The organism is Rathayibacter sp. AY1D9, assembly GCF_002932395.1.
In the GTDB taxonomy this organism is placed as follows: domain Bacteria; phylum Actinomycetota; class Actinomycetes; order Actinomycetales; family Microbacteriaceae; genus Rathayibacter.
Genome location: NZ_PSVQ01000002.1, coordinates 78435 through 101534, shown reverse-complemented (window position 1 = coordinate 101534; position 23100 = coordinate 78435). Strand labels below are relative to the sequence as shown.

The following is a 23100-nucleotide window of genomic DNA, read 5'->3' as shown; positions in this document are numbered from 1 at the left end:
CCGGTCGAGGGGTACGAGGAGAAGGTGAACGACTCCTCCTCCCGGAGCGCCGACGAGCGCGCGAGGGCCCCGCGCCTGCGGGGGATCCTCTTCGACCGCGACGCGACGCTCGTGGTCGACGTGCCCTACAACGGCGACCCGGCGCAGGTCTCCCCGATGCCCACCGCCCTCGCCGCGGTCGAGCGGGCGCGCGAGGCGGGGCTGGCCGTGGGCGTGGTCACCAACCAGTCCGGGATCGCCCGCGGGATCATCGACCGCGGCCAGGCCGACGCGGTGAACCGGCGCGTGGACGAGCTCTTCGGCGGCTTCGACGTGTGGATGCTCTGCCCCCACGGCCCGGAGGACGACTGCTCCTGCCGGAAGCCCCGGCCCGGCATGGTTCTCGGCGCCGCCGAGCAGCTGGGACTGCCGGCACGGTCCCTCGCCGTGATCGGCGACATCGGGGCCGACGTCGGCGCCGCCGCCGCGGCCGGCGCCCGTGGAGTGCTGGTGCCGACTCCGGTCACCCGCGCCGAGGAGGTGGACGCCGCTCCGCTGCAGGCGGCGACGCTCCTCGAGGCGGTCGAGCTGCTGCTCGCGATGCAGCCCGACGAGGACGCCGAGTGAGGCGCCGCGTGCTCGTCGCCCGCCTGGACAGCGCGGGAGACGTCCTGCTGTGCGGACCCGCCGTCAGCGCGATCGCGGCCGACGCCGAGGTGCTGCTGCTGAGCGGTCCGCAGGGAGCGCCCGCGGCCGCGCTGCTGCCGGGTCCCTCCTCCGTCCGCACCTGGTGGTGCCCGTGGATCGGCGACGCCTCCCGCCCCGTCGACGCCGAGCTCGTCGACGAGCTGCGCGCGATCGTCGAGGAGTTCGCGCCGGACGAGGCCGTGATCCTCACCTCCTTCCACCAGTCGCCGCTTCCGCTGGCCCTGCTGCTCCGCCTCGCCGGTGTCGCCCGCATCACGGGCGCCTCGGTCGACTTCGCGGGCGCCCTGCTCGATGTGCGCCTCGTCCCGGGCGAGACCCTCGAGGAGGACCAGCCGGAGCCGGAGCGCGCGCTCGCGATCGCGGCGGCGGCCGGCTTCGCGCTGCCCGCCGGCGACGACGGACGGCTCCGCGTGCGCCGCGAGGGCGTGCTGCCCGCCGCTCTCGAGGGGATCGGCCCCTACGCGGTCGTGCACCCCGGGGCAGCCGTCCCCGCCCGCGCCTGGCCCGCGGCGAACGCGGCCCGCGCCGTCGAGCTGCTGGCGGACGCGGGCCTCGCCGTCGTCGTCACCGGCGGCCCGGGCGAGCGCTCCCTCACGGCCGAGGTCGCGGGCTCCCGCGGCATCGACCTCGGCGGGGCGACGGACTTCCCCGGCGCCGCCGAGGTGCTGGCCGGCGCCGAGGTCGTGATCTGCGGCAACACCGGCCCCGCGCACCTCGCCGCCGCGGTCGGCACCCCCGTGGTCAGCCTCTTCGCGCCGGTCGTCCCGGCCGTGCGCTGGGCGCCCTACGGCGTCCCGGTCGCGCTGCTCGGCGACCAGGAGGCGCCCTGCGCCGGCTCGCGCGCCCGCGTGTGCCCCGTCCCCGGCCATCCCTGCCTCGCGGGGGTGAGCGCCGAGGAGGCGGTCGCCGCCGCCCTCCGACTCCGACCCACGACTTCCCCGAGAGAGGCCATCGCATGAGGATCCTGCTCTGGCACGTGCACGGCGGCTGGGCGGATGCCTTCGTCCGCGGCGCCCATACCTACCTGCTCCCCACGACTCCGGCCCGCGACGGCTGGGGCCTGGGCACCGGCGGCCGCGACTGGCCGAGCGCCGTCGAGATCGCCCCCGAGGAGCTGCACGACGCCGACGTCGACGCGGTCCTCCTCCAGAGGCCCGAGGAGCTCGCCGAGGCCGAGCGCCTGCTCGGGCGACGCCTCGGCCGCGACGTGCCCGCCGTCTACGTGGAGCACAACACCCCCCGCGGGGACGTGCCGGACAACCGCCACCCGCTCGCCGACCGCGACGACCTGCTGATCGTCCACGTCACCCACTTCAACGCCCTGATGTGGGACACCGGATCGACGCGGACGAAGGTGATCGAGCACGGGATCCACGACCCGGGCCCTCTCTACACCGGCGAGCTGCCGCACTTCGGCGTGGTCGTCAACGAGCCCGTCCGCCGGGGCCGGGTCGCGGGGACCGACCTGCTCCCCCGCTTCGGCGCCGTCGCTCCGCTGGACGTCTTCGGGATGAAGACCGACCGGCTCGCCGAGCTGCCGGGCCTGGAGGACGTGACGGTCCTCGGCGACGTCCGCACGCAGGCGATGCACGGGGCCCTGGCCCGCCGCCGGGTCTACCTGCACCCGTTCCGATGGACCTCCCTCGGCCTCGCACTGCTGGAGGCGATGCACCTCGGGATGCCCGTCGTCGCGCTCGACGTGACGGAGGCGGGGCGCGCCGTCCCGCCCGAGGCCGGAGCGATCTCGAACGACCTCGACGCCCTCGTCGCCTCGGCCCGGGCGCTCGTCGAGGACCCGGACCGGGCCGCCCGCGCCGGCGCCGTCGCCCGCGAGGCCGCGCTCGCGCGCTACGGCCTCGCCCGGTTCCACCGCGACTGGGACGAGGTCCTCGCCGACCTCCCCGGACGCCGGTCGCCGGAGCCCGCTCTGGAAGGGAGCACCCGATGAAGCAGCACCTCTCCGCCGCGCCCGCGCTCACGATCGCCATGGTCTCGGAGCACGCGAGCCCGCTGGCGACCCTCGGCGGCGTCGACGCCGGCGGCCAGAACGTCCACGTGGCGGCCCTCGCCGACGCTCTCGCGCGCCGCGGCCACCGCGTCGTCGTCTACACCCGCCGCGACGACCCCTCCCTCCCCCGGCGCGTGCCCTTCACCTCGGGAGTCGAGGTCGTGCACATCGACGCCGGACCGCCACGCCGGGTGTCCAAGGACGAGCTGCTGCCCTTCATGGGCGACTTCGCCGTCGACCTCGCCGAGGAGTGGCTGCAGGAGCGGCCGGACCTCGTGCACAGCCACTTCTGGATGTCCGGGGTCGCCGCGCTCGACGCCTCCGAGCGGGTGGAGCGCGCCACCGGGCGGCGCGTGCCCGTCCTCCACACCTTCCACGCGCTGGGCGTGGTCAAGCGCCGCCAGCAGGGCGCGCTCGACACCAGCCCCGAGGAGCGCGCCTGGCTCGAGCCCGGAGTGGGCCAGAAGGCCGACGGCGTCGTCGCCACCTGCTCGGACGAGGCCTTCGAGCTCAAGGGGCTCGGCGTGCCGACCTCGCGCATCTCGGTGGTGCCCTGCGGAGTCGACATCGACCGGTTCTCGGTCGAGGGCCCGGTCGCGCCCCGCAGCGAGCGCTCGCGGCTGATGACCATCGGACGCCTGGTGCCGCGCAAGGGCATGGGCATCGCGATCGAGGCGCTCGCGCACCTGGTCGCGGCCGGCCACGACGCCGAGCTCGTCGTGGTCGGGGGCTCCGGCTCCGGCGACGCGCTGACGGCGGACCCCGAGTACCAGCGGCTGCACGGCGTCGCCGAGAGCCTCGGCGTCGCGGACCGTGTCGACTTCGTCGGCCAGCTCTCGCAGACCGAGATGCCCGCGATGCTCCGCTCGGCCGACGTCGTGGTCTGCGCGCCCTGGTACGAGCCGTTCGGCATCACTCCGCTCGAGGCGATGGCCTGCGGCGTGCCGGTCGTCGCCTCCTCCGTGGGCGGCCTGATCGACACCGTGGTCGAGGACGTCACCGGGGTCCACGTGCCTCCGCGCGATCCGGTCGCCCTGGCCGCCGCCCTCGGCTCGCTGCTGGAGGACCCCGACCGCGCCCGCGCCTACGGGGCCGCCGGCCGCGAGCGCGTCGAGTCCCGCTACTCCTGGGACCGCGTCGCCGCCGACACCGAGCGCGCCTACGTCACGACCCTCGCCGGCCTCGGCGACGAGTCGCTCCTCACCGGCGCCACGAGCGCACCCTCATCCCCCACCACCCGGAAGGCGGCTCCGCGACGATGACCATCGACACCGCGACCATCGACACCGTTCTGGACACCCCGGCCGGCGCCGCCCGGCGCCTCGTCGACGACCACGTGGCGCGCGCGCTCGACGCGGTCGCGCAGCTGGAGCGCCACTCCGACAGGATCGCCGCCTGGGGCGTCGAGCTCGCCGACCGCCTGCACTCCGGCGCGCGCCTGCTCGCCGCGGGCAACGGCGGCTCTGCGGCGGAGGCGCAGCACCTCACCGCCGAGCTCGTCGGCCGCTTCGACGGCGACCGCGTCCCCTTCTCCGCCATCTCGCTGCACGCCGAGACGTCGAGCCTGACCGCGATCGGCAACGACTACGGCTTCGACCACGTGTTCTCGCGCCAGGTCACCGCGCACGCCCGGGCGGGGGACGTCGTGGTGCTGCTCTCCACCAGCGGACGCAGCGCGAACCTCCTCCACGCCGCGGAGGCCGCCCGTGCGGCGGGCGCCCGGTCGTGGGCGCTGACCGGCGAGGGGCCGAACCCGCTCACCGAGCTCTGCGACGAGGCGATCGCCCTCGAGGGCCACGGCTCCAACGTGCAGGAGGCGCAGCTGGTGCTCGTTCACGCGCTCTGCCGGGCCTTCGAGCACCGGATCCGCGCGCGGACGGCGGCCGCCGCGTGAGCCGCCTGCGCCTCGTCGTCGTCGGCGACGTGATGCTCGACGTCGACCTCTCCGGACCCGCCGAGCGGCTGAGCCCGGACGCCCCCGTCCCCGTGGTCGACGTGTCGGCCCGCAGCGCCCGAGCCGGCGGTGCCGGGCTCGTCGCCCGGATGCTCGCCCGCGACGGGCACGAGGTGACGCTGGTGACCGCGCTCGCTGAGGACTCGGATCCGGACGTGGCGGAGCTGCGCGCCGAGCTGTCCGGCGTCCGCCTGGTCGCCGGGCCCTCGGGAGCGGCGACGCCGGTGAAGACCCGCGTCGCCGCCTCCGGCCAGGCCGTCGTGCGGATCGACCGCGGCTGCGAGACGCCGCCCGTCCCCGGCGTCACCGACGCGATGCTCGCCGCGCTCGCCGACGCCGACGCCGTGATCGTCGCCGACTACGGCCGCCGCCTGACCGAGGAGCCGTCGCTCCGCACGGCGCTCGACGCGCTCACCGTGCCGCTGGTGTGGGATCCGCACCCGCGGGGCTCGCAGCCGGTCGCCGCCACCTCCCTCGCCACCCCGAACCTGGCCGAGGCCACCGCCTTCTCGGGAGCCGTCGGCCGCGGAGTGACGCGCGCCGAGTCCGCCGCGACCACCCTCCTCGAGCGCTGGGGCTGCGGTGCGGTCACCGTGACGATGGGATCCTCCGGCGCCCTGCTGCGCTCACGCGGCGCCGGCGTCCCGGTCGTCGCACCGGCCGTCGCCGTGCCGCCCACCGACCCGTGCGGCGCGGGCGACCGGTTCGCCGCCTCCGCCGCCGTCGCCCTCGCCGAGGGCGCGAGCACCTCGGAGGCGGTGCAGGCGGCGGTCGCCGCGGCCGGCGCCTACCTCCTCGCGGGAGGGGTCGCCTCCCTCTCCGCTCCCGCCGACCCCGCACCCCTCCACGGCGGCGGGGTGGACGCCCTGCGCGTCGCCGAGTCCGTCCGCGCGGCAGGAGGAACGGTGGTCGCGACGGGCGGCTGCTTCGACCTGCTCCACGCCGGCCACGCCCGCACCCTCTCCGCAGCACGCGCTCTCGGCGACTGCCTGATCGTCTGCCTCAACTCGGACGACTCCGTGCGGCGCCTCAAGGGCGCGGCGCGGCCGATCATCCCCGAGGACGACCGCGTCGACCTGCTGCTCGCGCTCGAGTGCGTCGACGCCGTGCTGGTCTTCGGCGAGGACACGCCGGACGAGGCGCTGCGCCGCATCCGCCCCGACGTCTGGGTGAAGGGCGGCGACTACTCCGCCGAGTCCCTCCCCGAGACGGCGACGGTGGCGGAGTGGGGCGGCCGGGTCCTGACCGTGCCGTACCACCCGGGCCGCTCGACCACCCATCTCGCCGCCGCGCTCGCGCGCGTCGGCTGACCCGCGGCCCACGAGGCCCGCAGACCACCCCCGGAAGGAAACCATGAGCACCACTCCCACCCCCATCGGCCGCGTCCTGATCACCGGAGGAGCCTCCGGGCTCGGTGCGGCCGTCGCCGCCGCGGTCACCGCCGCCGGCGGCACCCCGATCGTGCTCGACCGCGACGTCTCGTCGGTGAAGGAGGGCGTCGCCGCCTACCAGGTCGACGTCGCGAAGACCCGCGAGGCCGAGAAGGCGGTCGTCGAGATCGCCCGCGAGCACGGCGGGCTCGACGCCGTCGTGACCGCGGCCGGCATCGACCGCTGCGGCCGCCTCGTCGATGTGGAGCCGGAGGAGTGGGAGCGCGTCATCTCCGTCAACCTCCTCGGCACCGCGGCCGTCGTCCGGGCGGCGCTGCCCTTCCTCACCGAGACCCACGGCCGCGTCGTCACCGTCGCCTCCTCGCTCGCGATCAAGGCCGTCTCGGACGCGACCGCGTACTGCGCCTCGAAGTTCGGCGTGCTCGGCTTCACCCGCGCGCTCGCGGCCGAGACCAAGGGCGAGATCGGAGTGACCACGCTGATCCCGTCGGGCATGAAGACGCGCTTCTTCGACGACCGCGACGAGCAGTACAAGCCGGGCCCGGACGCGCTGCTGAACGACCCGGAGAACGTGTCGAACGCCGTCATGTTCGTCCTCGGCCAGCCGCGCGGCTGCGAGGTCCGCGAGCTCGTCATCACGCACGAGGAGGAGCCGTCCTGGCCGTGATCCGCTGATCCGGGCGCGCCCCGGATCCCCCTCCGCGAGACGCCGCCTCGGTTCGCACGCCCCGGCGCGTCGCGTACCGAGGTGGCGTCTCGCGGTTCAGCGGGTGGAGGCGAGCACCCCGCGGACGTCCTCGAGCACCGCCTCGACGCGCACGTCGCCGACGAACGTGACGTCGTGCTCGCAGCGCGGAGCGGTCCAGCCGACCTGCGTGGCGTCGCGCCCGCAGACCGGGCAGTGCGTGGTCCAGCTCAGCTGCACCCGGTGGCGCTGCCGCCCGAGGGCCGCGGCGTTGATCGCGTTGCCCACCCAGAAGATCCCGACCGTCGGAGCGCCGACCGCGGCGGCGAGATGGCGGGGTCCGGAGTCGTTGCCGAGCACGAGGTCGGCGAGCGAGAGCAGCGGAGCGAGGTCCGGAAGGTCCACGACGCCCGCCCAGGAGACCGCTCCCGGCGCTCCGGCGACGATCTCGTCGGCGGCGGGCACGTCCGAGGCGTCGCCCACCACCAGCACGCGCGCGCCGTCCGCCAGCAGCTCCGTCGCCACGGCGGCGAAGGAGGCGGCGGGCCAGCGGCGGCGGGGATCGGTCGCGCCGGGGTGGATCAGCACCAGCGGTCCGCCCGCGGGCAGCGCCGCGGCGAGGCGGTCCCGCCGCTCCGGATCCACGGCGAGCGCCGGCTCGAGGCGTGTCGCGGGCGCTCCTGCCAGCCCGACGATCTCGAGCGCCCGCAGCATCTCGTGCTGGTAGTAGACGTAGGGGATCGTGCGCTCGAGCTCCGCGGCGTCGTCGGTGCGCGACCCGACCGTGTGGCGCGCGCCGAGGCGCTGGAGGAACGGGTTGGAGTAGCGCCCGCCGCCGTGCAGCTGCACGGCCAGGTCGAAGCGGCGCGCGCGCATCCGCTCGGTGAAGTCCTCGACGACCCGGGGGTCCTCCCCCTCTCCGTCGCGGACGCCCTGCGCCACCGGCAGGATCTCGACGTCGGCGATCGGCGACTCGACGCCCGTCAGCAGGACCCGGTGCGCGGGCGTCCCGAGCAGGGTGATCTCGGCTCCCGGGTAGGCGGCCGCGAGGGCGTCGACGGCGGGCAGCGCGAACAGCAGGTCGCCGAGTCCGCCGCCGCGCAGGACGGCGATCCTCTCGACTCCGGCGAAGGGCTCTCGGAGGGGGGCGATGGCGACCACGACGGGTTCCTCTCAGGTGCGGAGGGCGCGCGGGCGCCGCTCCGGGGACGGTGCACTCCTCCACTTCCCCGCCGGGACCGATCCGAAACCGGATCGGCGGCGAGCCCTCGTCGCCGATCCGGGGGCGGATTCCCGAGGCGGCGTGTCTAGGCGCGCACCACCCGGGTACCGGACGGATGCGTCCGCCACTCCGCGGGCGCCCCCGACCGAGAGGTGACCGTGACCATCGACATCACGACCCCCGCCACGACCGCCGCCGACGCCGTCCGCCGCGCGCGGACCGCGTTCCCCGCGTGGGCCGCCACCGCGCCCGCCGAGCGCGGCGCCCTGCTCCGTGCCGCCGCCCACCGCGTGGCCGAGCGCGAGCAGGAGCTCGCCGACCTCAACACGCAGGAGACGGGCAAGCCCGCCGGCGACGCCCTGGGCGGCGTCCGCGCCGGTGTCGACACGCTGCTCCAGTACGCCGAGCTCGGCCCGCTGCACCGCGGGAGGAGCCTGCGCGGAGGGGCGCTCAACGTCGATCTCGCCCTGCCGCACCCGCGCGGTGTCGTGCTCGCCCTCACTCCGTGGAACGACCCGGTCGCCGTCGCTGCGGGCCTCCTGGGCGCCGCGATCGTCTCCGGTGACGTCGTCGTGCACAAGCCGAGCGAGCGCAGTCCGGGCACGGGCGCCCTCTTCACGAGCATCCTCGCCGAGGCGCTGCCCGAGGGCGTGCTGACCCTGGTCGAGGGCGACGGGGCGGTCGGCGACGAGCTGGCGCGCACCGAGGGCGTCGACGTCCTCGCCCACGTCGGCTCGACCGCCACCGGCCGCGCGCTCGCCCGGGTCGCCGCCGTCACCGGCGCGCACGTGATCCTCGAGAACGGCGGCAACGACGCGCTCGTCGTCGACCGCGACGTCGATCCGGTCTGGGCCGCCGAGCAGGCCGCGCTGGGCGCCTTCGCCAACGCCGGCCAGATCTGCACCTCCGTCGAGCGGATCTACGTGCACCGCGACATCGCCGAGGCGTTCACGGCGGCGCTGGTCGCCGAGGCCGACCGCTGGAGCGCGGGCCCGCTCCCCCGCCTTGTCGACGCCCGCATGCGCGACGCCGTCCACGAGCACGTCACGGAGGCGCTCGGCAGCGGCGCGCGCGCCCTCACCGGCGGCACTCCCGGGGACGGCACCTTTTACCCCGCGACCGTCCTGGCCGACTGCACCGAGTCGATGCTGGTGATGACGGAGGAGACCTTCGGGCCCGTCGCGCCGATCCGCGTCGTCGACTCCTTCGACGAGGGCCTGGACCTGGCCGCCGCGAGCCCCTACGGCCTGGCCGCCTCGATCCTCACCGCCGACATGGAGCACGCTCACCGCGCCGCGGCGACGCTGCCGGTCGGCACAGTCAAGGTCAACGGCGTCTTCGGAGGAGCGCCGGGCGGCAGCGCCCAGCCCCGCGGAGCATCCGGCTCCGGCTTCGGCTACGGCCCGGAGCTGCTCGACGAGATGACCACCACCACGGTCGTGCACTTCGGCCTGCCCGTCCTGCCGGGAGGCGCGCGATGAGCCTCGAGGGCTCGGCGCTCCAGCGGGCGAGCGCCCTCCTGGCGCACGTCCACGAGCGCCCACCGGTCGTCGCCGTGATCGGGGACCTCATCCTCGACTCCTGGTGGCTCGGCGAGGCGGAGCGCGTCACGCGGGAGGCGCCCGCGCCGGTCCTGCGGCTCGAGGACGTCGTCGACGTCGCGGGCGGGGCCGCCAACACCGCCGCCAACCTGCGCGCGCTGGGCGCCGTCGTCCGCACGGTCGGTGTGGCCGGACGCGACTCCGAGGGCGACCGGCTCGTGCGCGCCCTCGACCGGGCCGGCCTGGACACCTCCCGGGTCGTCCGCACCGGCGCCGCGACGACGATCAAGACCCGCGTGGTCGGCGGCGACAGCGTGATGCTGCGCGTCGACTCCGGCCCGCACCGCCCGGCCGACGACGAGCTGGCCCTGCTCGCCGGTGCCGCCGCCGAGGCCGCCGCGGGCGCCGACGCCGTCCTGGTCTGCGACTACGGCTCGGGGATCCTCCGCGAGGCCGTCGAGCGCCTGCTCGCCGTCGAGCGCCCCGGCCTCCTCGTGGTCGACGCGCACGAGCTCTCCGACTGGGCCTTCGCCCGGCCGGACCTCGTCACTCCGAACGCCAAGGAGGCGGAGCGGCTGCTCGGCGGCTCCCTCGGCCGCGGGACGGAGCGGGCTGCCGCCGTGCGCGACGCGGCGGACGACCTGCGCGCCCGCTCGGGCGCCCGGCACGTCGTGGTCACCCTCGACCGGGACGGCTCCACCGCGCTCGACGCCGACGGCACGGTCAGCCGCACCTTCGCTCAGCCCGCGGAGGAGAAGCAGGCGTCCGGCGCCGGAGACACCTTCGCCGCGACCGCCACCCTCGCCCTCGCCGCCGGCCGCTCCCTCGCCACCGCCGTCGATCTGGCGCAGGCCGCCGCCGACGTGGTCGTGCAGCGCCCCGGCACCTCCGTCTGCTCGGGCGACGACCTGCTCGCCTCCCTCGCCGCTCCCGGCGCCGTCGTGCTCGGCGAGGACGCCCTCGTCGAGGTCCTCGCGGAGCAGTCGCACCGCGGTCGCCGCGTGGTGTTCACCAACGGCTGCTTCGACGTCCTGCACCGCGGCCACACGGCGTATCTCCGCCAGGCCCGCGAGCTCGGCGACGTGCTCGTGGTCGCGGTGAACGACGACGACTCCGTCCGGCGGCTGAAGGGCGAGGGACGGCCGATCAACCCGGAGGGCGACCGCGCGGGCGTGATCGCCGAGCTGGGCTGCGTCGACTACGTGACTCTCTTCGGCGGAGACACCCCCATCCCGCTGCTCGAGCGCGTGCAGCCCGACGTCTACGTGAAGGGCGGGGACTACAACCCCGACATGCTCGCGGAGGCGGCCGTCGTCCGCTCCTACGGGGGCGTCGTCACCACGGTCGGCTACGTCTCGGAGCACTCCACGACCGAGATGGTCCAGCGCATCCGATCGGCCGCGCCGTGACCAGCCGCCGGTGGTCCGGGCGCTGGGGGGTCCCGGAGGCTCCCCGGCAGCCGCTGATCGACGTGCTGGTGCCGACGGTCGGCCGCCGTGCCGAGCTCGCCGCCACGCTCGCCGGACTCGCCGCCCAGGACGACCCGCCCTTCCGCGTGATCGTGAGCGACCAGTCCGACGACGCGGTCGCCGAGAGCGACCCGACGATCCTCGCGATGCTGCGCGTGCTGGAGGCGCAGGGCCGGGCTCCGGTGGTGCGCCGGCACCTGCCCCGGCGCGGGCTCGCGGAGCAGAGGCACTACCTCCTCTCCCTCGCCACCGCCCCGGCCGTCCTCTTCCTCGACGACGACGTGTGGCTCGAGCCGGGCACGCTCTCGCGGCTGCACGAGGCCCTCGAGCGCCTCGACTGCGGCTTCGTCGGCTCCGCGGTGCAGGGCCTGTCCTACCTCGAGGACGTGCGCCCGCACGAGACCGAGTCGTTCGAGACCTGGGAGGAGCGCGTGGAGCCCGAGCGGGTGCGGCGCGGAACCCCGGAGTTCGAGCGCTGGCCGCTGCACAACGCGGCGAATCTCACGCACGTCGCCGCCCGCCTCGACGTCCCGGAGGGCGCCTGGCGCGCGTACCGGGTCGCCTGGCTGGGCGCGTGCGTCCTCTACCGCCGCGACGCCCTCCTGGCCGTCGGCGGCTTCGACTTCTGGGAGCAGCTGCCCCCGGAGCACAGCGGTGAGGACGTCGCCGCGCAGTGGCGCGTCATGGAGCGCTTCGGCGGCGCGGGCCTCGTGCCCAGCGGCGCCGTGCACCTCGAGACGCCCACGACGGTCACCGACCGGCGCGTCGACGCCTTCGACCGGCTCTTCGCCGAAGAGCACTCGTAACACTCAGCAAGGCGACGAAAGGACAGCACGATGGACGCACCCAACCCGATCCAGATCCAGAAGTACCTCTCGGGCATCGACTACCCCGCCTCGAAGGACACGATCGTCGAGACCGCGGAGAAGGAGGGCGCGGACGGCGACGTCCTCGAGGCCCTCCGTGCGATCCCGGACGGCGACTACGAGAAGCCCACCGACGTGAGCTCGGCCGTCTCGAAGGTCTGACCCCCTCCGCGGGACGCCGCTCCGGTGCACGGCACGCCGTGCCTGCCGTACCGGAGCGGCGTCCCGCGTGCGGCGATCGGCCGGCGCGGAGAGCCGGGGTCAGGCGGAGGCGTGCTCGTGCTCGCGCAGGACGCCGGACTCGAGCGCCTGGAACGACAGCACCTTGTAGCCCTCGGACTCGAAGAAGATCGTCGCCCGGTCGGCCTCCACGCTCATCACGGTGCCGGCGCCCCACTCGCGGTGCTCCACCGACTCGTCGACGCTCAGAGGGGCGTCCACGGGCGCCTCGACGGTCTCGCCGCTCGCCTCGTGCCGCTCGCAGCCGTCGCAGTTGCCGCACCACTCGGCCGACTCCACGCCGAAGTAGTCCAGCAGGACTCGGCGGCGGCACTGGCTGGTCTCCGCGTACGCGCGCATCATCGACAGGCGCGACTCCGCGATCCGCTCGCGGGAGGCCAGAGCCTCCTTCACCGCGTGCACGGCCTCGTCGCCGGAGGCCTCGCGCGTCCCGCGCAGACCGGAGCCGGTCTCCACCAGCCCCGCGTCCGCGAGATCGTTGACGATCCGGGCGATCGTGCGGGCCGGCTTCCCCAGCTCCTTCGCGAGAGCCGCGGAGTCGAGCCCCGGCTGCTCCGAGACGGCCGCCCAGATCACGCGCAGCGCGGCCTTGTCGACCGAGCGCTTGGCGAAGAAGCGGCGGAGACCCAGATCCTCGGCGCGGTAGTGCAGCGCGCCCGTCGCCGGCTCGCCGTCGCGGCCCGCGCGGCCGATCTCCTGGTAGTACGCGTCGAGCGACTCGGTGGTCGTCGCGTGCAGCACGAAGCGGACGTCGGCCCGGTCGATGCCCATCCCGAAGGCCGAGGTCGCGACGACGACGTCGAGCTCGCCAGCGCGCCACTGCTCGTGCACGACCTTGCGCTCGGACACCTTGAGTCCGGCGTGGTACGCCGCGACCCGGCGCCCCTCCGCCGCGATGTCGGCCGCGTAGGCCTCCGTCTCCTTGCGGGTGGCGACGTAGACCAGGCCCGGAGCCGTCCAGCTGCGGGCCTCCTCGACCACGGCGGCGCGCTTCTCGTTCTCGCTCTCGTGGCGGTGCACCACCAGCCGGATCTCCGGACGGTCGACGCCGTGCACCTGGATCTCGGGGTCGGTCATCCGGAGGCGCTCGATGATCTCGTCGCGCACCGGCCCGGAGGCGGTGGCGGTCATCGCGAGCACCGGCGGGTCTCCGAGCTCGCCGCGCACATCGGCCAGGCGGAGGTAGTCGGGGCGGAAGTCGTGGCCCCAGGAGGAGACGCAGTGCGCCTCGTCGACGACCAGGAGCGACACTCCCGCGGCCGCCAGACGCGCCACGTTCTCGGGCTTGGCGAGCTGCTCGGGCGCCAGGAGCACGTAGAGCGGGCCGCCCTCGTCGATCCGGTCCCAGGCGCGGGCGACGGCCGCGGCGCCCTGGGAGGAGTTGATCGCGACGGCGGGCGGGGCCGCCGGAGCCGCCTCGATCGCGGCGAGCTGGTCGGCCTGCAGGGCGACGAGCGGGGAGACGACCAGGACGACGCCGCCGCGCTCGGCTCCGGCGATCTGGTAGACCGCGGACTTGCCGCCGCCCGTCGCCAGCACCAGCAGCGTGTCGCGCCCGGAGGCGGCCGACTCGATCGCCTCGCGCTGACCGGGGAGCAGCGACGACCAGCCGAAGTCCTCCCGGGCGATGCGGCTGACGGAGTCGGTGCGGGAGGAGTTCATAGCTCGACGCTACGACCAGACGGCCCCGGAGGCAGTCCGCTTGACAGCGCCGGGCAGCACGGTGAAGGCGCGTCGCCCGGCCTCACGGCCCGCCTCTGCCCCCTCGCCCCCGCGCTGTCAACGTCCTGCGGAGGGGCCCGTCGCGTGCTGGGCTGGAGCCCCGACGAGAGGAGCCGACATGGCCGACCAGAACGTGAACGAGGACCTTCCCGGATCCGGCGGCGACGCCGCCCCGAACACCGGCGGCGCGCAGACGGTGCTGCCCGGCGAGGACGCGGCCGACGCCTCCGCCGCCGGGGCCGCTCCCGGGGGCACCGCGATCGACCGCGGTGTCACGGACGCCGTGACCGACGGCGACAGCGGAGGGGACACCGTCTCCGGCGACGCCGACCTGCCGGACGAGACCGAGGGCGCGGTCGGCAGCGACCCGGCGAGCGCCGACTGACGTCCCGCTCGGACGCGTCCGGCCCGCCGGATCCGAGGATCCTTGCGGGCCGGAGGCGCTCGTCCCTCCGCGCAGGAGGGCCCGGGCTCAGCGCCGGACGACCACCGGGTTGAACAGCGTGCCGATGCCCTCGACGTCCACCGCGACGGTGTCCCCGTTCGCGATCGGCCCGACGCCGGCGGGCGTCCCGGTGAGGATCACGTCCCCGGGGAGCAGCGTGAAGATGCGCGAGACGTAGGCCACGAGCTCGGGCACCCCGTGGATCATGTCGCCGGTGCTGCCCGACTGCTGCACGCGCCCGTTGACGCGGGTCTCGATCGCGCTCTCGTTCCAGACGAACTCGGTCTCGATGACCGGTCCGAGCGGGCAGAAGGTGTCGTAGCCCTTCGCCCGCGCCCACTGGCCGTCGGAGCGCTGGAGGTCGCGTGCGGTGACGTCGTTGGCGATCGTGTACCCGAAGACCACGTCCTCGTAGTCCTCCGCGCGGACGTTGCGGGCCACGGCGCCGATCACGATCGCCAGCTCGCCCTCGAACTCCACCTGCTGGCTGTCCTCGGGGAGGACGATCGCCTCGTCCGGGCCGATGACCGACGTGTTCGGCTTGAGGAACACCAGCGGCTCCGCCGGGGCGTCGCCGCCCATCTCGGCCGCGTGGTCGGCGTAGTTCTTCCCGATGCCGACGATCTTGGAGCGCGGGATCACCGGCGCGAGGAGCTTCGCCTCCGCGATCGGGATGCGCTCCCCCGTGGTGTCGAACCCGGCGAACATCGGGTCGCCGGCGAGCACGACCAGGTCGTCCTCGTCCACGATCCCGAAGTGGATCGCTCCCCCGTTGTCCCCGTCGCGCTGCGTGGCGAATCGTGCGATCTTCATGCGTCCAGCCTCGTCATCCATCCGTGCGTGTCCTCGCGGCGTCCGTACTGGATGCCGGTCAGCTCCTCGCGGAGCGACATCGTGAGCTCCCCGGCGGGCGCGCTCTCGCGGCCGACGGAGAAGCCCTCGCCCTTGAGCTCGGCGATCGGGGTGATCACGGCGGCGGTCCCGCAGGCGAACACCTCGACCACGTCGCCGGAGGCCACTCCGTCGCGCCATTCGTCGATGCTCACGCGGCGCCGCTCGACGCGGTGGCCGCGGTCCTCGGCGAGCTGCAGGACGCTGTCGCGCGTGATGCCCTCGAGGATCGAGTCCGATTCCGGGGTGACCAGCGTGCCGTCCTTCTTCACCAGCACCACGTTCATGCCGCCGAGCTCCTCGATCCACTGCGACTCCTGCGAGTCGAGGAAGAGGACCTGCGCGCAGCCGTGGCTGTAGGCCTCCTGCTGCGGGAGGAGGGAGGAGGCGTAGTTGCCACCCGTCTTCGCCGCTCCCGTGCCGCCCTTGCCCGCCCGGGCGTAGGAGGTGGAGAGCCAGATCGACACGGGGGCGACGCCGCCCGAGAAGTAGGCGCCGGCGGGGCTGGCGATCACGTAGTAGCCGACGTCCTCGGCCGCGCGCACGCCGAGGAACGCCTCCTGCGCGAACATGAACGGGCGCAGGTAGAGGCTGGTCTCCGGCTCCGAGGGCACCCAGTCGCCGTCGACCGCGATCAGCTGCCGCAGCGACTCGACGAAGAGGTCCGTCGGGAGCTCCGGCAGCGCGAGACGGCGGGCCGAGCGCTGCAGGCGGCGCGCGTTCGCCTCCGGGCGGAAGGTCCAGACGGAGCCGTCCTCGTGGCGGTAGGCCTTCATCCCCTCGAAGATCTCCTGCGCGTAGTGCAGGACGGCGGCGGCGGGGTCGAGCGCGAGCGGGCCGTAGGGCTCGACGCGGGCGCTGTGCCAGCCGTCCGCGCGGGTCCAGCGGAGGCCGACCATGTGGTCGGTGAAGTGCATGCCGAAGCCGGGGTTCGCGAGGATCCGGGCGCGCTCCTCGGCGGAGCGGGGCGCGGGGGCGGCGGTCACCTCGAACGCGAGGTCGGCGGGGGCGGAGTCGGTGCTCATCGTGGTGGTGTCCTTCTGCGGGGGATCAGCGGAGGCGGGCGACGACGGAGTCGCCGATCGCGGCCGTGGAGCGCGGGGTGCCGTCGCGCGACTCGATGTCGGCGGTCACGGCCGCGGTGACGCGGGCGGCCTCGTCGCTCCGGCCGAGGTGGTCCAGCAGCATCGCGGCCGAGAGGATCGCGGCGGTCGGGTCGGCGAGCTGCCGTCCTGCGATGTCGGGCGCGGATCCGTGGACCGGCTCGAACATGCTGGGGAACGCGCCGTCGGGGTTGATGTTGCCCGAGGCCGCGAGTCCGATGCCGCCGCTGATCGCGCCGGCCAGATCGGTCAGGATGTCGCCGAAGAGGTTGTCGGTGACGATGACGTCGAACCTAGCAGGGTCGGTCACGAGGAAGATCGTGGCGGCGTCCACGTGGAGGTAGTCGACGGCCACGTCCTCGAAGGCGGCCCCCACCTCGTCGACGATCCGCTTCCAGAGCGAGCCGGAGAAGACGAGGACGTTCGTCTTGTGGACGAGCGTCAGCCGGGAGCGGCGCGTGCGGGCGAGCTCGAACGCGTGTCGGACGACGCGCTCGACCCCGTAGGCGGTGTTGACCGACACCTCGTTGGCGACCTCGTGCGGGGTGCCCTGCCGGATCGAGCCGCCGGTACCGACGTAGGGCCCCTCCGTGCCCTCGCGGACGACCACGAAGTCGACCTCGCCGGGAGCCGCGAGCGGCGAGGGGACGCCCGCGTAGAGACGGGTCGGCCGCAGGTTGACGTAGTGGTCGAGCTCGAAGCGCAGCCGCAGGAGCAGCCCGCGCTCGATGTTCGCGTCCCGGAGGCGCGGGTCCCCCGGTGCTCCGCCGACGGCGCCCAGGAGGATCGCGTCGTGCCCCGCGATCGCCGCGAGGTCCTCGTCGGTGAGGACGTCGCCGGTCTCGAGGTAGCGGGCGGCGCCGAGCGAGAAGGTGGTCGTCTCGAGCACCAGGTCGGAGTCGGCGGTGACGGCGTCGAGGACCTTGACGGCCTCGGCGGTCACCTCGGGCCCGATCCCGTCTCCGGGGATGACGGCGAGCTTCACGGTGCGGGGCATGGCGGTCCTCAGGCGTACGGGGTCGGAGTCCCCCCAGCGTACTCGCGGCCCGCCCGCGCCGCGGTCCGGGGCACGCGCCCCCGTCGGGCTGGCGAGGGCCGCCCGGGAGGCGCTGCGCGTCCCGGGCGGCCTCCCTCGGGAGGAGAGGAGGAGCGTCAGCTCCGGCGGAGGCGCCAGGCGCCGACCGCGGCGGCGGCCAGCACGAGGACGACACCGAGCCAGGCCGACCAGCCGACGCCCGAGTCGAACGCCGCGCTCGCCGACGCGACGAGGCTCGCGGCGGAGTCGGCGGGCAGCTCGCCGGCGACCGAGACGGCGCCGCCGAGGGTCTCCCCGGCCCGCTGCGCCTGCGCGGCGTCGAGGCCCTCGGGCAGCACGACTCCCCCGCGGTACACGGCGGTGAGGACCGTGCCGAGCGTCGCGGTGCCGAGGACGGCACCGAGCTCGTAGGCGGTCTCGGAGACGGCGGAGGCCGCACCGGCCTTGTCGGCGGGCGCGTTGGCCAGGATCAGCTCGTTCGACACCGTCTCGGCCGCACCGATGCCCAGGCCGAGGAACGCGAAGGCGACGGCGACGGTGAGCGCGGACGCTCCTCCGGGCGCCCCGCTGCCGAGGGCCAGCAGGATGTACCCGACGGCCGAGACCAGCAGTCCGGCCGGGACGACGAGGCGCGGAGCGACGCGGCGCGCGATCGGCACCACGCCGAGCCCGGCCAGGATCATCACGGCGAGGCCCGGCACGAGCACGAAGCCCGCCTCCAGGGGCGAGAGCCCGACCACGAGCTGCAGGTGCTGCGAGAGGAAGAAGAGCCCGCCGACCAGCGCGGTGACGCTGAGGAGGTTGACCACGATCGCCGCACTGAACGAGCCGCGGCGGAAGAGCGAGAGATCGAGCATCGGCGAGGCCCGGCGCTGCTGGCGGCGGACGAACAGAGCTCCCGAGACGACGCCCACGACGAGCGCCGCGACGCCGACCGCGTCGATCCCGTGCTCGGCGAAGGACTTGACCGCGTAGACGACCGGCGCCATGGTCGCCAGCGACAGCAGGATGCTGACCACGTCGACCGGGCCGGGCTGCGGGTCGCGCGACTCCGGCACCAGGATCGGCACCAGGACGACCAGCGGGAGCAGCACGGGCACCGCGAGCAGGAACACCGACCCCCAGGGGAAGTGCTCGAGCAGCACGCCGCCGACCAGAGGGCCGATGCCCGAGCCCACGGCGAAGCCGGTCGCCCAGATGGCGATCGCGAGGCGGCGCTGGTCGCGGTCGGGGAAGACGCTGCGCAGGAGCGAGAGCGTCGAGGGCATCAGCATCGCGCCGAAGAAGCCCAGTGCCGCGCGGGCGCCGATGAGCGCCGCGGCGGTGGGAGCGAACGCGGCCACGACCGAGACGGCGGCGAAGCCGACCGCGCCGACCAGCAGGAGGCGCCGCCGCCCGACGCGGTCGCCGAGACTGCCCATCGCCACCAGCAGGCCCGCGAGCACCAGCGGGTAGGCGTCGACGATCCACAGCAGCTCGGTGCCGGAGGGGCCCAGATCCTCGGCGATCGAGGGGAGCGCGAAGTTCAGCACCGTGTTGTCGACCGAGACCAGCAGCACCGGGAGCATCAGCACCGCGAGCGCCACCCAGGCGCGTCGCCCGACCCGGTCGGCGGCGCCGGCGGTGTCGTGGGTGGAGACGGGAGCGGTGCGCGCGGACACGGGGACGACCTTTCAGAGGAGAACGGAGAGAGTATACCGTCCAGCCGGTACAGTCGCCACTGATCCGCCGTAGGATGGTCGCCGTGCCTCCTGCCCCCGCCCGCGACCGCGTCCTCGACGCGTTCGAGCAGCTCCTCATCGAGCAGGGCGAGCGCGCCGCGACCCTCGACGCCGTCGCCCGCGAGGCCGGAGTCTCCAAGGGCGGGCTGCTCTACCACTTCCCCTCGAAGGACGCCCTCGTCGACGGGCTCCTGCAGCGCCTCGACGCGCGGCGGGAGGCGGACGTCGCGCAGAGCCTCGCCGCTCCCGAGGGCGTGGTCGCCTACCTGCTGCGCACCTCCTTCGCCGCCGACTCGGCCTTCGACCGCACGATCCTCGCCGTGTCGCGCATCGCGCAGGGGCACGACGAGCGCGCCAGCGGCGGCCTCGCGCGGATCCACGACAGCTGGAACGAGGTGGTCGCCGACGCCGTGGGCGACCCGCTCGTCGCCCGGGCGATCGTCCTGATGAGCGACGGGCTCTACTACAACTCCGCCCTGCTCCCCACGGGCTCGCAGTCGCGCGGCGAGGCCGAGGACGTCCTCGCGGTCGTCCAGCGCCTCCTCGGGAGCTGAGCCGCGCCGCCCGGCGGACCCGCTACAGCTCGACGACCCCGTCGATCAGGGTCACCGTCGCGCCGCCGATCCAGATCGCGCCGTCCGTGCTCTCGACGCGCACGCGCCCGGCTCGGCCCAACGCCGCCCCCTGAGCGGCCGTGTAGCGCTCGGGCAGCACGCCGCTGCCGATCAGCCACTGGGCGATCCCCGCATTGAGGCTCCCCGTCACCGGGTCCTCGGACACACCGGCGTCGGGGATGAACGCCCGCACCTCGACCGCGCACTCGCCTCCCGCCGGATGCTCGCCCACGACGCCGACGGGGAGCCCGGCGAGGAGAGCCTGGTCCGGCCGCAGCGCGAGGACCTGCTCCGCCGACGCGAGCCGCACGGCCAGCCAGCCGGGACCGTTGTCGACCCACGCGTGGTCGAGGATCTCCGCGCGCGGGATCCGCAGAGCCGCAGCCACCCGCTCGAGCGTCGCCTCGTCGACCGGTCCGGTCCGCCGGCGGGGCGGGGCGGCGAAGGCGATGCCCTCCTCCGTCACCCGCAGTCGGACGAGACCCGCGGCGCACTCCTGCACGAGCTCCCCCGCCGCGCGGGCCGTCCCTCCGGCCGCGAGCCAGGCGTGCGCGCTCCCGAGGGTCGGGTGCCCGGCGAAGGGCAGCTCCCCGCCCGGCGTGAAGATCCGCAGCCGGTAGTCGGCCGCGGGGTCGCTCGGGCGGAGGAGGAAGGTCGTCTCGGAGAGGTTCGTCCAGCGCGCGAACTCCGCCATCGCGGCGTCGCCCACGCCGTCGCCGTCGACGACGACCGCCACCGGGTTGCCCCGGAACGGCGCGGCGCCGAAGACGTCGACCTGAGCGAACCGCCGGGTGCTCACTGCTCGGTGATGTCGATCTCCTGCATGAGGTCGGCGTCGATCGCGACGCGGACCTTCTCGAGCAGGCCGTCCGGGGCGGGGGAGTCGATGGTGATCACCGAGAGCGCCTTGCCGCCCGCCTCGGTGCGCGCGATCTGCATGCCCGCGATGTTGACCGCGGCGTCGCCGAACTCGCGGCCGTAGACCGCGACGATCCCGGGGCGGTCGACGTAGCTCATGACGACGAGGTGCTTCGCGAGGGGGACCTCGACGTCGTAGCCGTTGATCGCCACGATCTTCTCGACCTGCTTGGTGCCGGTCAGCGTGCCCGAGACCGAGATCTGCGAGCCGTCCGAGAGCGCGCCGCGCAGCGTGATCACGTTGCGGTACTCGTCCGAGACCGGCTCCGTGATCAGGCGCACCTCGATGCCGCGCTGCTCCGCGAGCACCGGCGCGTTGACGTAGGACACCGTCTCCGAGACCACGTTGGTGAACACGCCCTTGAGAGCCGCCAGCTTGAGGACCTTCACGTCGTAGCCGGCCAGCTCGCCGCGCACCTCGACGTCGATGGAGGTGACCGGCGAGTCCGCGAGGCCCGAGAAGACCTGGCCGAGCTTCTCGACCAGCGGGATGCCGGGGCGCACGTACTCGTCGATCACGCCGCCGGCGACGTTCACGGCGTCCGGCACGAGCTCGCCCGAGAGCGCCAGGCGCACCGAGCGGGCGACCGAGACGCCGGCCTTCTCCTGCGCCTCGTCGGTCGAGGCCCCGAGGTGCGGAGTGACGACCACGTTCTCGAGGGCGAGCAGCGGCGATCCGGTCGGCGGCTCCTTGACGAACACGTCGAGTCCGGCGCCGGCGATGGTCTTCGCGACGAGCGCGCGGTGCAGCGCGTCCTCGTCGATGAGGCCGCCGCGGGCCACGTTCACGATGAACGCCGACGGCTTCATCAGCGCCAGCTGATCGTCCGAGATCATGCCCGTCGTCTCGGGGGTCCTCGGCATGTGGATCGTGATGAAGTCGCTCTCGGCCAGCAGCTCCTCCAGGGAGAGGAGCGTGACGCCGAGCTGCTGCGCGCGGGCGCTGGTCACGTAGGGGTCGTAGGCGACGACGTTCACGCCGAAGGCCTGCAGGCGCGCGGTGATCAGCGCGCCGATGCGGCCGAGGCCGATGATGCCGACGGTCTTCTCGTAGAGCTCGACGCCCGTGTACTTCGAGCGCTTCCAGAGGCCCTGCGCGAGCGCGCTGTGCGCGGCGGGGATGTGGCGGGCGAGGCTCAGGATGTGGCCGACGGTGAGCTCGGCGGCCGAGATGATGTTCGAGGTCGGCGCGTTCACGACCATGACGCCCGCAGCGGTCGCGGCGGTGATGTCGACGTTGTCCAGACCCACACCGGCGCGGGCGATCACCTGGAGCGAGGGGGCCGCGGCGATCGCCTCCGCGTCGACCTGCGTCGCGGAGCGCACGAGGATCGCGTGCGCCGTGGCGAGGGCCTCGAGCAGCGCCGGGCGGTCGGTGCCGTCCACGGAGCGGATCTCGAAGTCGGGACCGAGCGCGTCCACGGTGGCGGGCGAGAGTTCTTCGGCGATCAGGACGACCGGCTTTGTCACGAGAGGCGCTTCCTTCGGAGAGGGGACGGAGCGGGCACCGAGGCGGGGGCGTCGGCAGCCCCCCGACACTGTAGCGGAGGGGTGGGCGCGCCCCGCGCCGTGTGACGCCGCCGGTCAGCTCAGCGAGACCAGGCTCTCGACGCCGAGGACGAGCTGCACGTCGAGCGAGAGCGCCGCCGAGAGGCAGAGGGCCGCCGCGAGCAGTCCGACGCGCGCCGGGAGCCCCCGGCGGCGCCCGAGCAGGACGGCGGCGACGAAGCAGGCGACCGGCAGCACCAGGCCGAGCAGGAGCACCGCCCAGCCCGTCGGATTCAGATCGGTGCCGAGGGAGGCCGCGTAGCTGCGCAGGCCGATCAGGTTGCCGACCGCCTCCCAGACGTCCCAGGCGAAGAAGAGCGCGAACACCACGGCGGCGAGGACGGAGGCGGCCAGGCGCCGGCCGGGCCGGTCGCGCCGGCCGGTCCCGCCGAGGGTGGCCCGGGTCGAGTCGGTCATCAGGCCCCCTTCAGGAACGGCAGCGGAGCGAGGAGGACGAGTCCGGCGACCAGCCAGAGCACGCGGATGCGCACCCGGGCGTCGCGGGTGGCGAGGAGCGCCACGGCGAACCACACCGGCGGCGCCAGGACCGCCAGCCAGAGCCCGAGCGAGTAGAGGGCGCCGCCGAGCGCATCGCCCGCGAAGCCGGCCGTGGCGACCGGCGACTGCCGCGTCGCCGTGATCGCCCAGGCGATGGCGTACAGGAGGTAGAGGCCGGCCGCGATGCCCGCGGCGATCAGCAGAGCGGACGAGGACGCGGCCTCGTCGGCGGGGTCCTCGACCTCGGGGTCGTCGTCGTCCGAGCCGTCGTCCGCCGGGCCCGCCCCCGCGACCGCGCGGGGCGTCCGGCGCACGCGCGCCGTCCCCGCGGCGAGCGTCGGGTCCGCGCCCTCGCCCGCCCACTCCAGGGCCTCGTCGTCGGCGTCGTCCTCCGGGCCGGCGTCCGGCCCGCGGTCCACCGGCGGGGTCGCCGCGTCGTCGTCCTCCGGGGAGCGGCCCGGTCCACCATCGATCACCGCAACACCCTAGCCGCGCGCACCTCGCAGGAGGCTCGGAGCCCGCCGCCGCCTCCCCGACACCC

23 protein-coding genes are annotated in these 23100 nt (G+C 74.8%); 13 read left to right on the top strand and 10 right to left on the bottom strand.

From position 1 onward, the window contains the following. The first annotated feature begins 24 nt into the window (after positions 1-24). Genes C5C50_RS16810 through C5C50_RS02040 form a run of 7 tightly spaced genes read left to right on the top strand, consistent with a single transcriptional unit; the run spans position 25 to position 6707 of the window. Positions 25-606 carry an HAD family hydrolase gene (locus tag C5C50_RS16810; RefSeq protein WP_104309436.1) on the top strand — a complete coding sequence of 194 codons (582 nt, stop codon included), beginning with the start codon at positions 25-27 and terminating at the stop codon, positions 604-606. Next, positions 603-1646 carry a glycosyltransferase family 9 protein gene (locus C5C50_RS02065; RefSeq protein ID WP_219814068.1) on the top strand — a complete coding sequence of 348 codons (1044 nt, stop codon included), beginning with the start codon at positions 603-605 and terminating at the stop codon, positions 1644-1646. Before C5C50_RS16810 ends, C5C50_RS02065 begins: the two co-directional genes overlap by 4 nt. Beyond that, a complete protein-coding gene (locus C5C50_RS02060) occupies positions 1643-2635 on the top strand; it encodes a glycosyltransferase (protein ID WP_104272738.1) in 993 nt (330 codons plus the stop codon). Before C5C50_RS02065 ends, C5C50_RS02060 begins: the two co-directional genes overlap by 4 nt. Next, positions 2632-3957: a glycosyltransferase gene (locus tag C5C50_RS02055; protein ID WP_104272737.1), complete on the top strand. Its 1326-nt coding sequence runs from the start codon at positions 2632-2634 to the stop codon at positions 3955-3957. The genes C5C50_RS02060 and C5C50_RS02055 overlap by 4 nt, the downstream gene beginning before the upstream one ends. Further along, on the top strand, positions 3954-4589 hold the full coding sequence (locus C5C50_RS02050; RefSeq protein WP_104262692.1) for an SIS domain-containing protein: 636 nt from the start codon (positions 3954-3956) through the stop codon (positions 4587-4589). The genes C5C50_RS02055 and C5C50_RS02050 overlap by 4 nt, the downstream gene beginning before the upstream one ends. Before the next feature lie 5 nt (positions 4590-4594). Then, the gene (locus tag C5C50_RS02045; protein WP_104223583.1) at positions 4595-5959 is read left to right on the top strand and encodes a PfkB family carbohydrate kinase; all 1365 of its coding nucleotides are present in this window, start codon (positions 4595-4597) and stop codon (positions 5957-5959) included. A 43-nt stretch (positions 5960-6002) separates the two neighbouring features. After that, positions 6003-6707 (top strand): SDR family oxidoreductase, encoded by a 705-nt coding sequence (locus C5C50_RS02040; protein WP_104272736.1) that lies wholly within the window; start codon positions 6003-6005, stop codon positions 6705-6707. 96 nt (positions 6708-6803) lie between these two features. On the opposite strand, the gene C5C50_RS02035 is transcribed toward C5C50_RS02040, so the two are convergent. Next, positions 6804-7886 (bottom strand): glycosyltransferase family 9 protein, encoded by a 1083-nt coding sequence (locus C5C50_RS02035; RefSeq protein WP_104268721.1) that lies wholly within the window; start codon positions 7884-7886, stop codon positions 6804-6806. A 219-nt stretch (positions 7887-8105) separates the two neighbouring features. Between C5C50_RS02035 and C5C50_RS02030 the strand changes: the two genes are divergently transcribed. From C5C50_RS02030 to C5C50_RS02015, 4 genes are read left to right on the top strand one after another with little or no spacing between them, the layout of a single operon-like run. Next, complete coding sequence (locus C5C50_RS02030) at positions 8106-9428, top strand: aldehyde dehydrogenase (RefSeq protein ID WP_258063235.1); 1323 nt, start codon at positions 8106-8108, stop codon at positions 9426-9428. After that, positions 9425-10897, top strand: coding sequence for a D-glycero-beta-D-manno-heptose 1-phosphate adenylyltransferase (rfaE2, locus tag C5C50_RS02025; protein ID WP_104272735.1), 1473 nt, complete (start codon positions 9425-9427; stop codon positions 10895-10897). The genes C5C50_RS02030 and rfaE2 overlap by 4 nt, the downstream gene beginning before the upstream one ends. Beyond that, positions 10894-11763, top strand: a complete 870-nt coding sequence (locus C5C50_RS02020; RefSeq protein ID WP_219812158.1) for a glycosyltransferase family A protein — start codon at positions 10894-10896, stop codon at positions 11761-11763. Before rfaE2 ends, C5C50_RS02020 begins: the two co-directional genes overlap by 4 nt. A 30-nt stretch (positions 11764-11793) precedes the next feature. Beyond that, complete coding sequence (locus C5C50_RS02015) at positions 11794-11985, top strand: DUF2795 domain-containing protein (RefSeq protein WP_104223528.1); 192 nt, start codon at positions 11794-11796, stop codon at positions 11983-11985. A gap of 99 nt (positions 11986-12084) precedes the next feature. Here the strand turns inward: C5C50_RS02015 and C5C50_RS02010 are convergent, their stop codons facing one another. Continuing rightward, on the bottom strand, positions 12085-13725 hold the full coding sequence (locus tag C5C50_RS02010; RefSeq protein WP_104247444.1) for a RecQ family ATP-dependent DNA helicase: 1641 nt from the start codon (positions 13723-13725) through the stop codon (positions 12085-12087). Between the two features lie 178 nt (positions 13726-13903). Here C5C50_RS02010 and C5C50_RS02005 point away from each other — a divergent pair, with 178 nt between their 5' ends. Continuing rightward, complete coding sequence (locus C5C50_RS02005) at positions 13904-14170, top strand: hypothetical protein (RefSeq protein ID WP_104247445.1); 267 nt, start codon at positions 13904-13906, stop codon at positions 14168-14170. Positions 14171-14257: 87 nt separating this feature from the next. On the opposite strand, the gene C5C50_RS02000 is transcribed toward C5C50_RS02005, so the two are convergent. From C5C50_RS02000 to C5C50_RS01985, 4 genes are all read right to left on the bottom strand, one after another. Then, positions 14258-15043, bottom strand: a complete 786-nt coding sequence (locus tag C5C50_RS02000; RefSeq protein ID WP_104247446.1) for a fumarylacetoacetate hydrolase family protein — start codon at positions 15041-15043, stop codon at positions 14258-14260. Continuing rightward, positions 15040-16146: a branched-chain amino acid aminotransferase gene (locus C5C50_RS01995; protein ID WP_104247447.1), complete on the bottom strand. Its 1107-nt coding sequence runs from the start codon at positions 16144-16146 to the stop codon at positions 15040-15042. Before C5C50_RS01995 ends, C5C50_RS02000 begins: the two co-directional genes overlap by 4 nt. Before the next feature lie 25 nt (positions 16147-16171). Beyond that, positions 16172-17221, bottom strand: coding sequence for a 3-isopropylmalate dehydrogenase (locus C5C50_RS01990; RefSeq protein ID WP_104223533.1), 1050 nt, complete (start codon positions 17219-17221; stop codon positions 16172-16174). 155 nt (positions 17222-17376) lie between these two features. Then, a complete protein-coding gene (locus tag C5C50_RS01985; protein WP_258067607.1) occupies positions 17377-18921 on the bottom strand; it encodes an MFS transporter in 1545 nt (514 codons plus the stop codon). A 74-nt stretch (positions 18922-18995) separates the two neighbouring features. Between C5C50_RS01985 and C5C50_RS01980 the strand changes: the two genes are divergently transcribed. After that, a complete protein-coding gene (locus tag C5C50_RS01980; RefSeq protein ID WP_208543367.1) occupies positions 18996-19535 on the top strand; it encodes a TetR/AcrR family transcriptional regulator in 540 nt (179 codons plus the stop codon). A 22-nt stretch (positions 19536-19557) separates the two neighbouring features. Here the strand turns inward: C5C50_RS01980 and C5C50_RS01975 are convergent, their stop codons facing one another. From C5C50_RS01975 to C5C50_RS01960, 4 genes are all read right to left on the bottom strand, one after another. Then, positions 19558-20394, bottom strand: a complete 837-nt coding sequence (locus tag C5C50_RS01975; protein WP_104267060.1) for a PhzF family phenazine biosynthesis protein — start codon at positions 20392-20394, stop codon at positions 19558-19560. Beyond that, entirely contained in the window at positions 20391-21983 is a 1593-nt protein-coding gene (serA, locus tag C5C50_RS01970; RefSeq protein WP_104223535.1) for a phosphoglycerate dehydrogenase, read from the bottom strand. The genes C5C50_RS01975 and serA overlap by 4 nt, the downstream gene beginning before the upstream one ends. Positions 21984-22097: 114 nt before the next feature. Continuing rightward, positions 22098-22478 carry a hypothetical protein gene (locus C5C50_RS01965; protein WP_104272734.1) on the bottom strand — a complete coding sequence of 127 codons (381 nt, stop codon included), beginning with the start codon at positions 22476-22478 and terminating at the stop codon, positions 22098-22100. Then, entirely contained in the window at positions 22478-23035 is a 558-nt protein-coding gene (locus C5C50_RS01960) for a hypothetical protein (RefSeq protein ID WP_104272733.1), read from the bottom strand. Before C5C50_RS01960 ends, C5C50_RS01965 begins: the two co-directional genes overlap by 1 nt. Positions 23036-23100 lie beyond the last annotated feature (65 nt).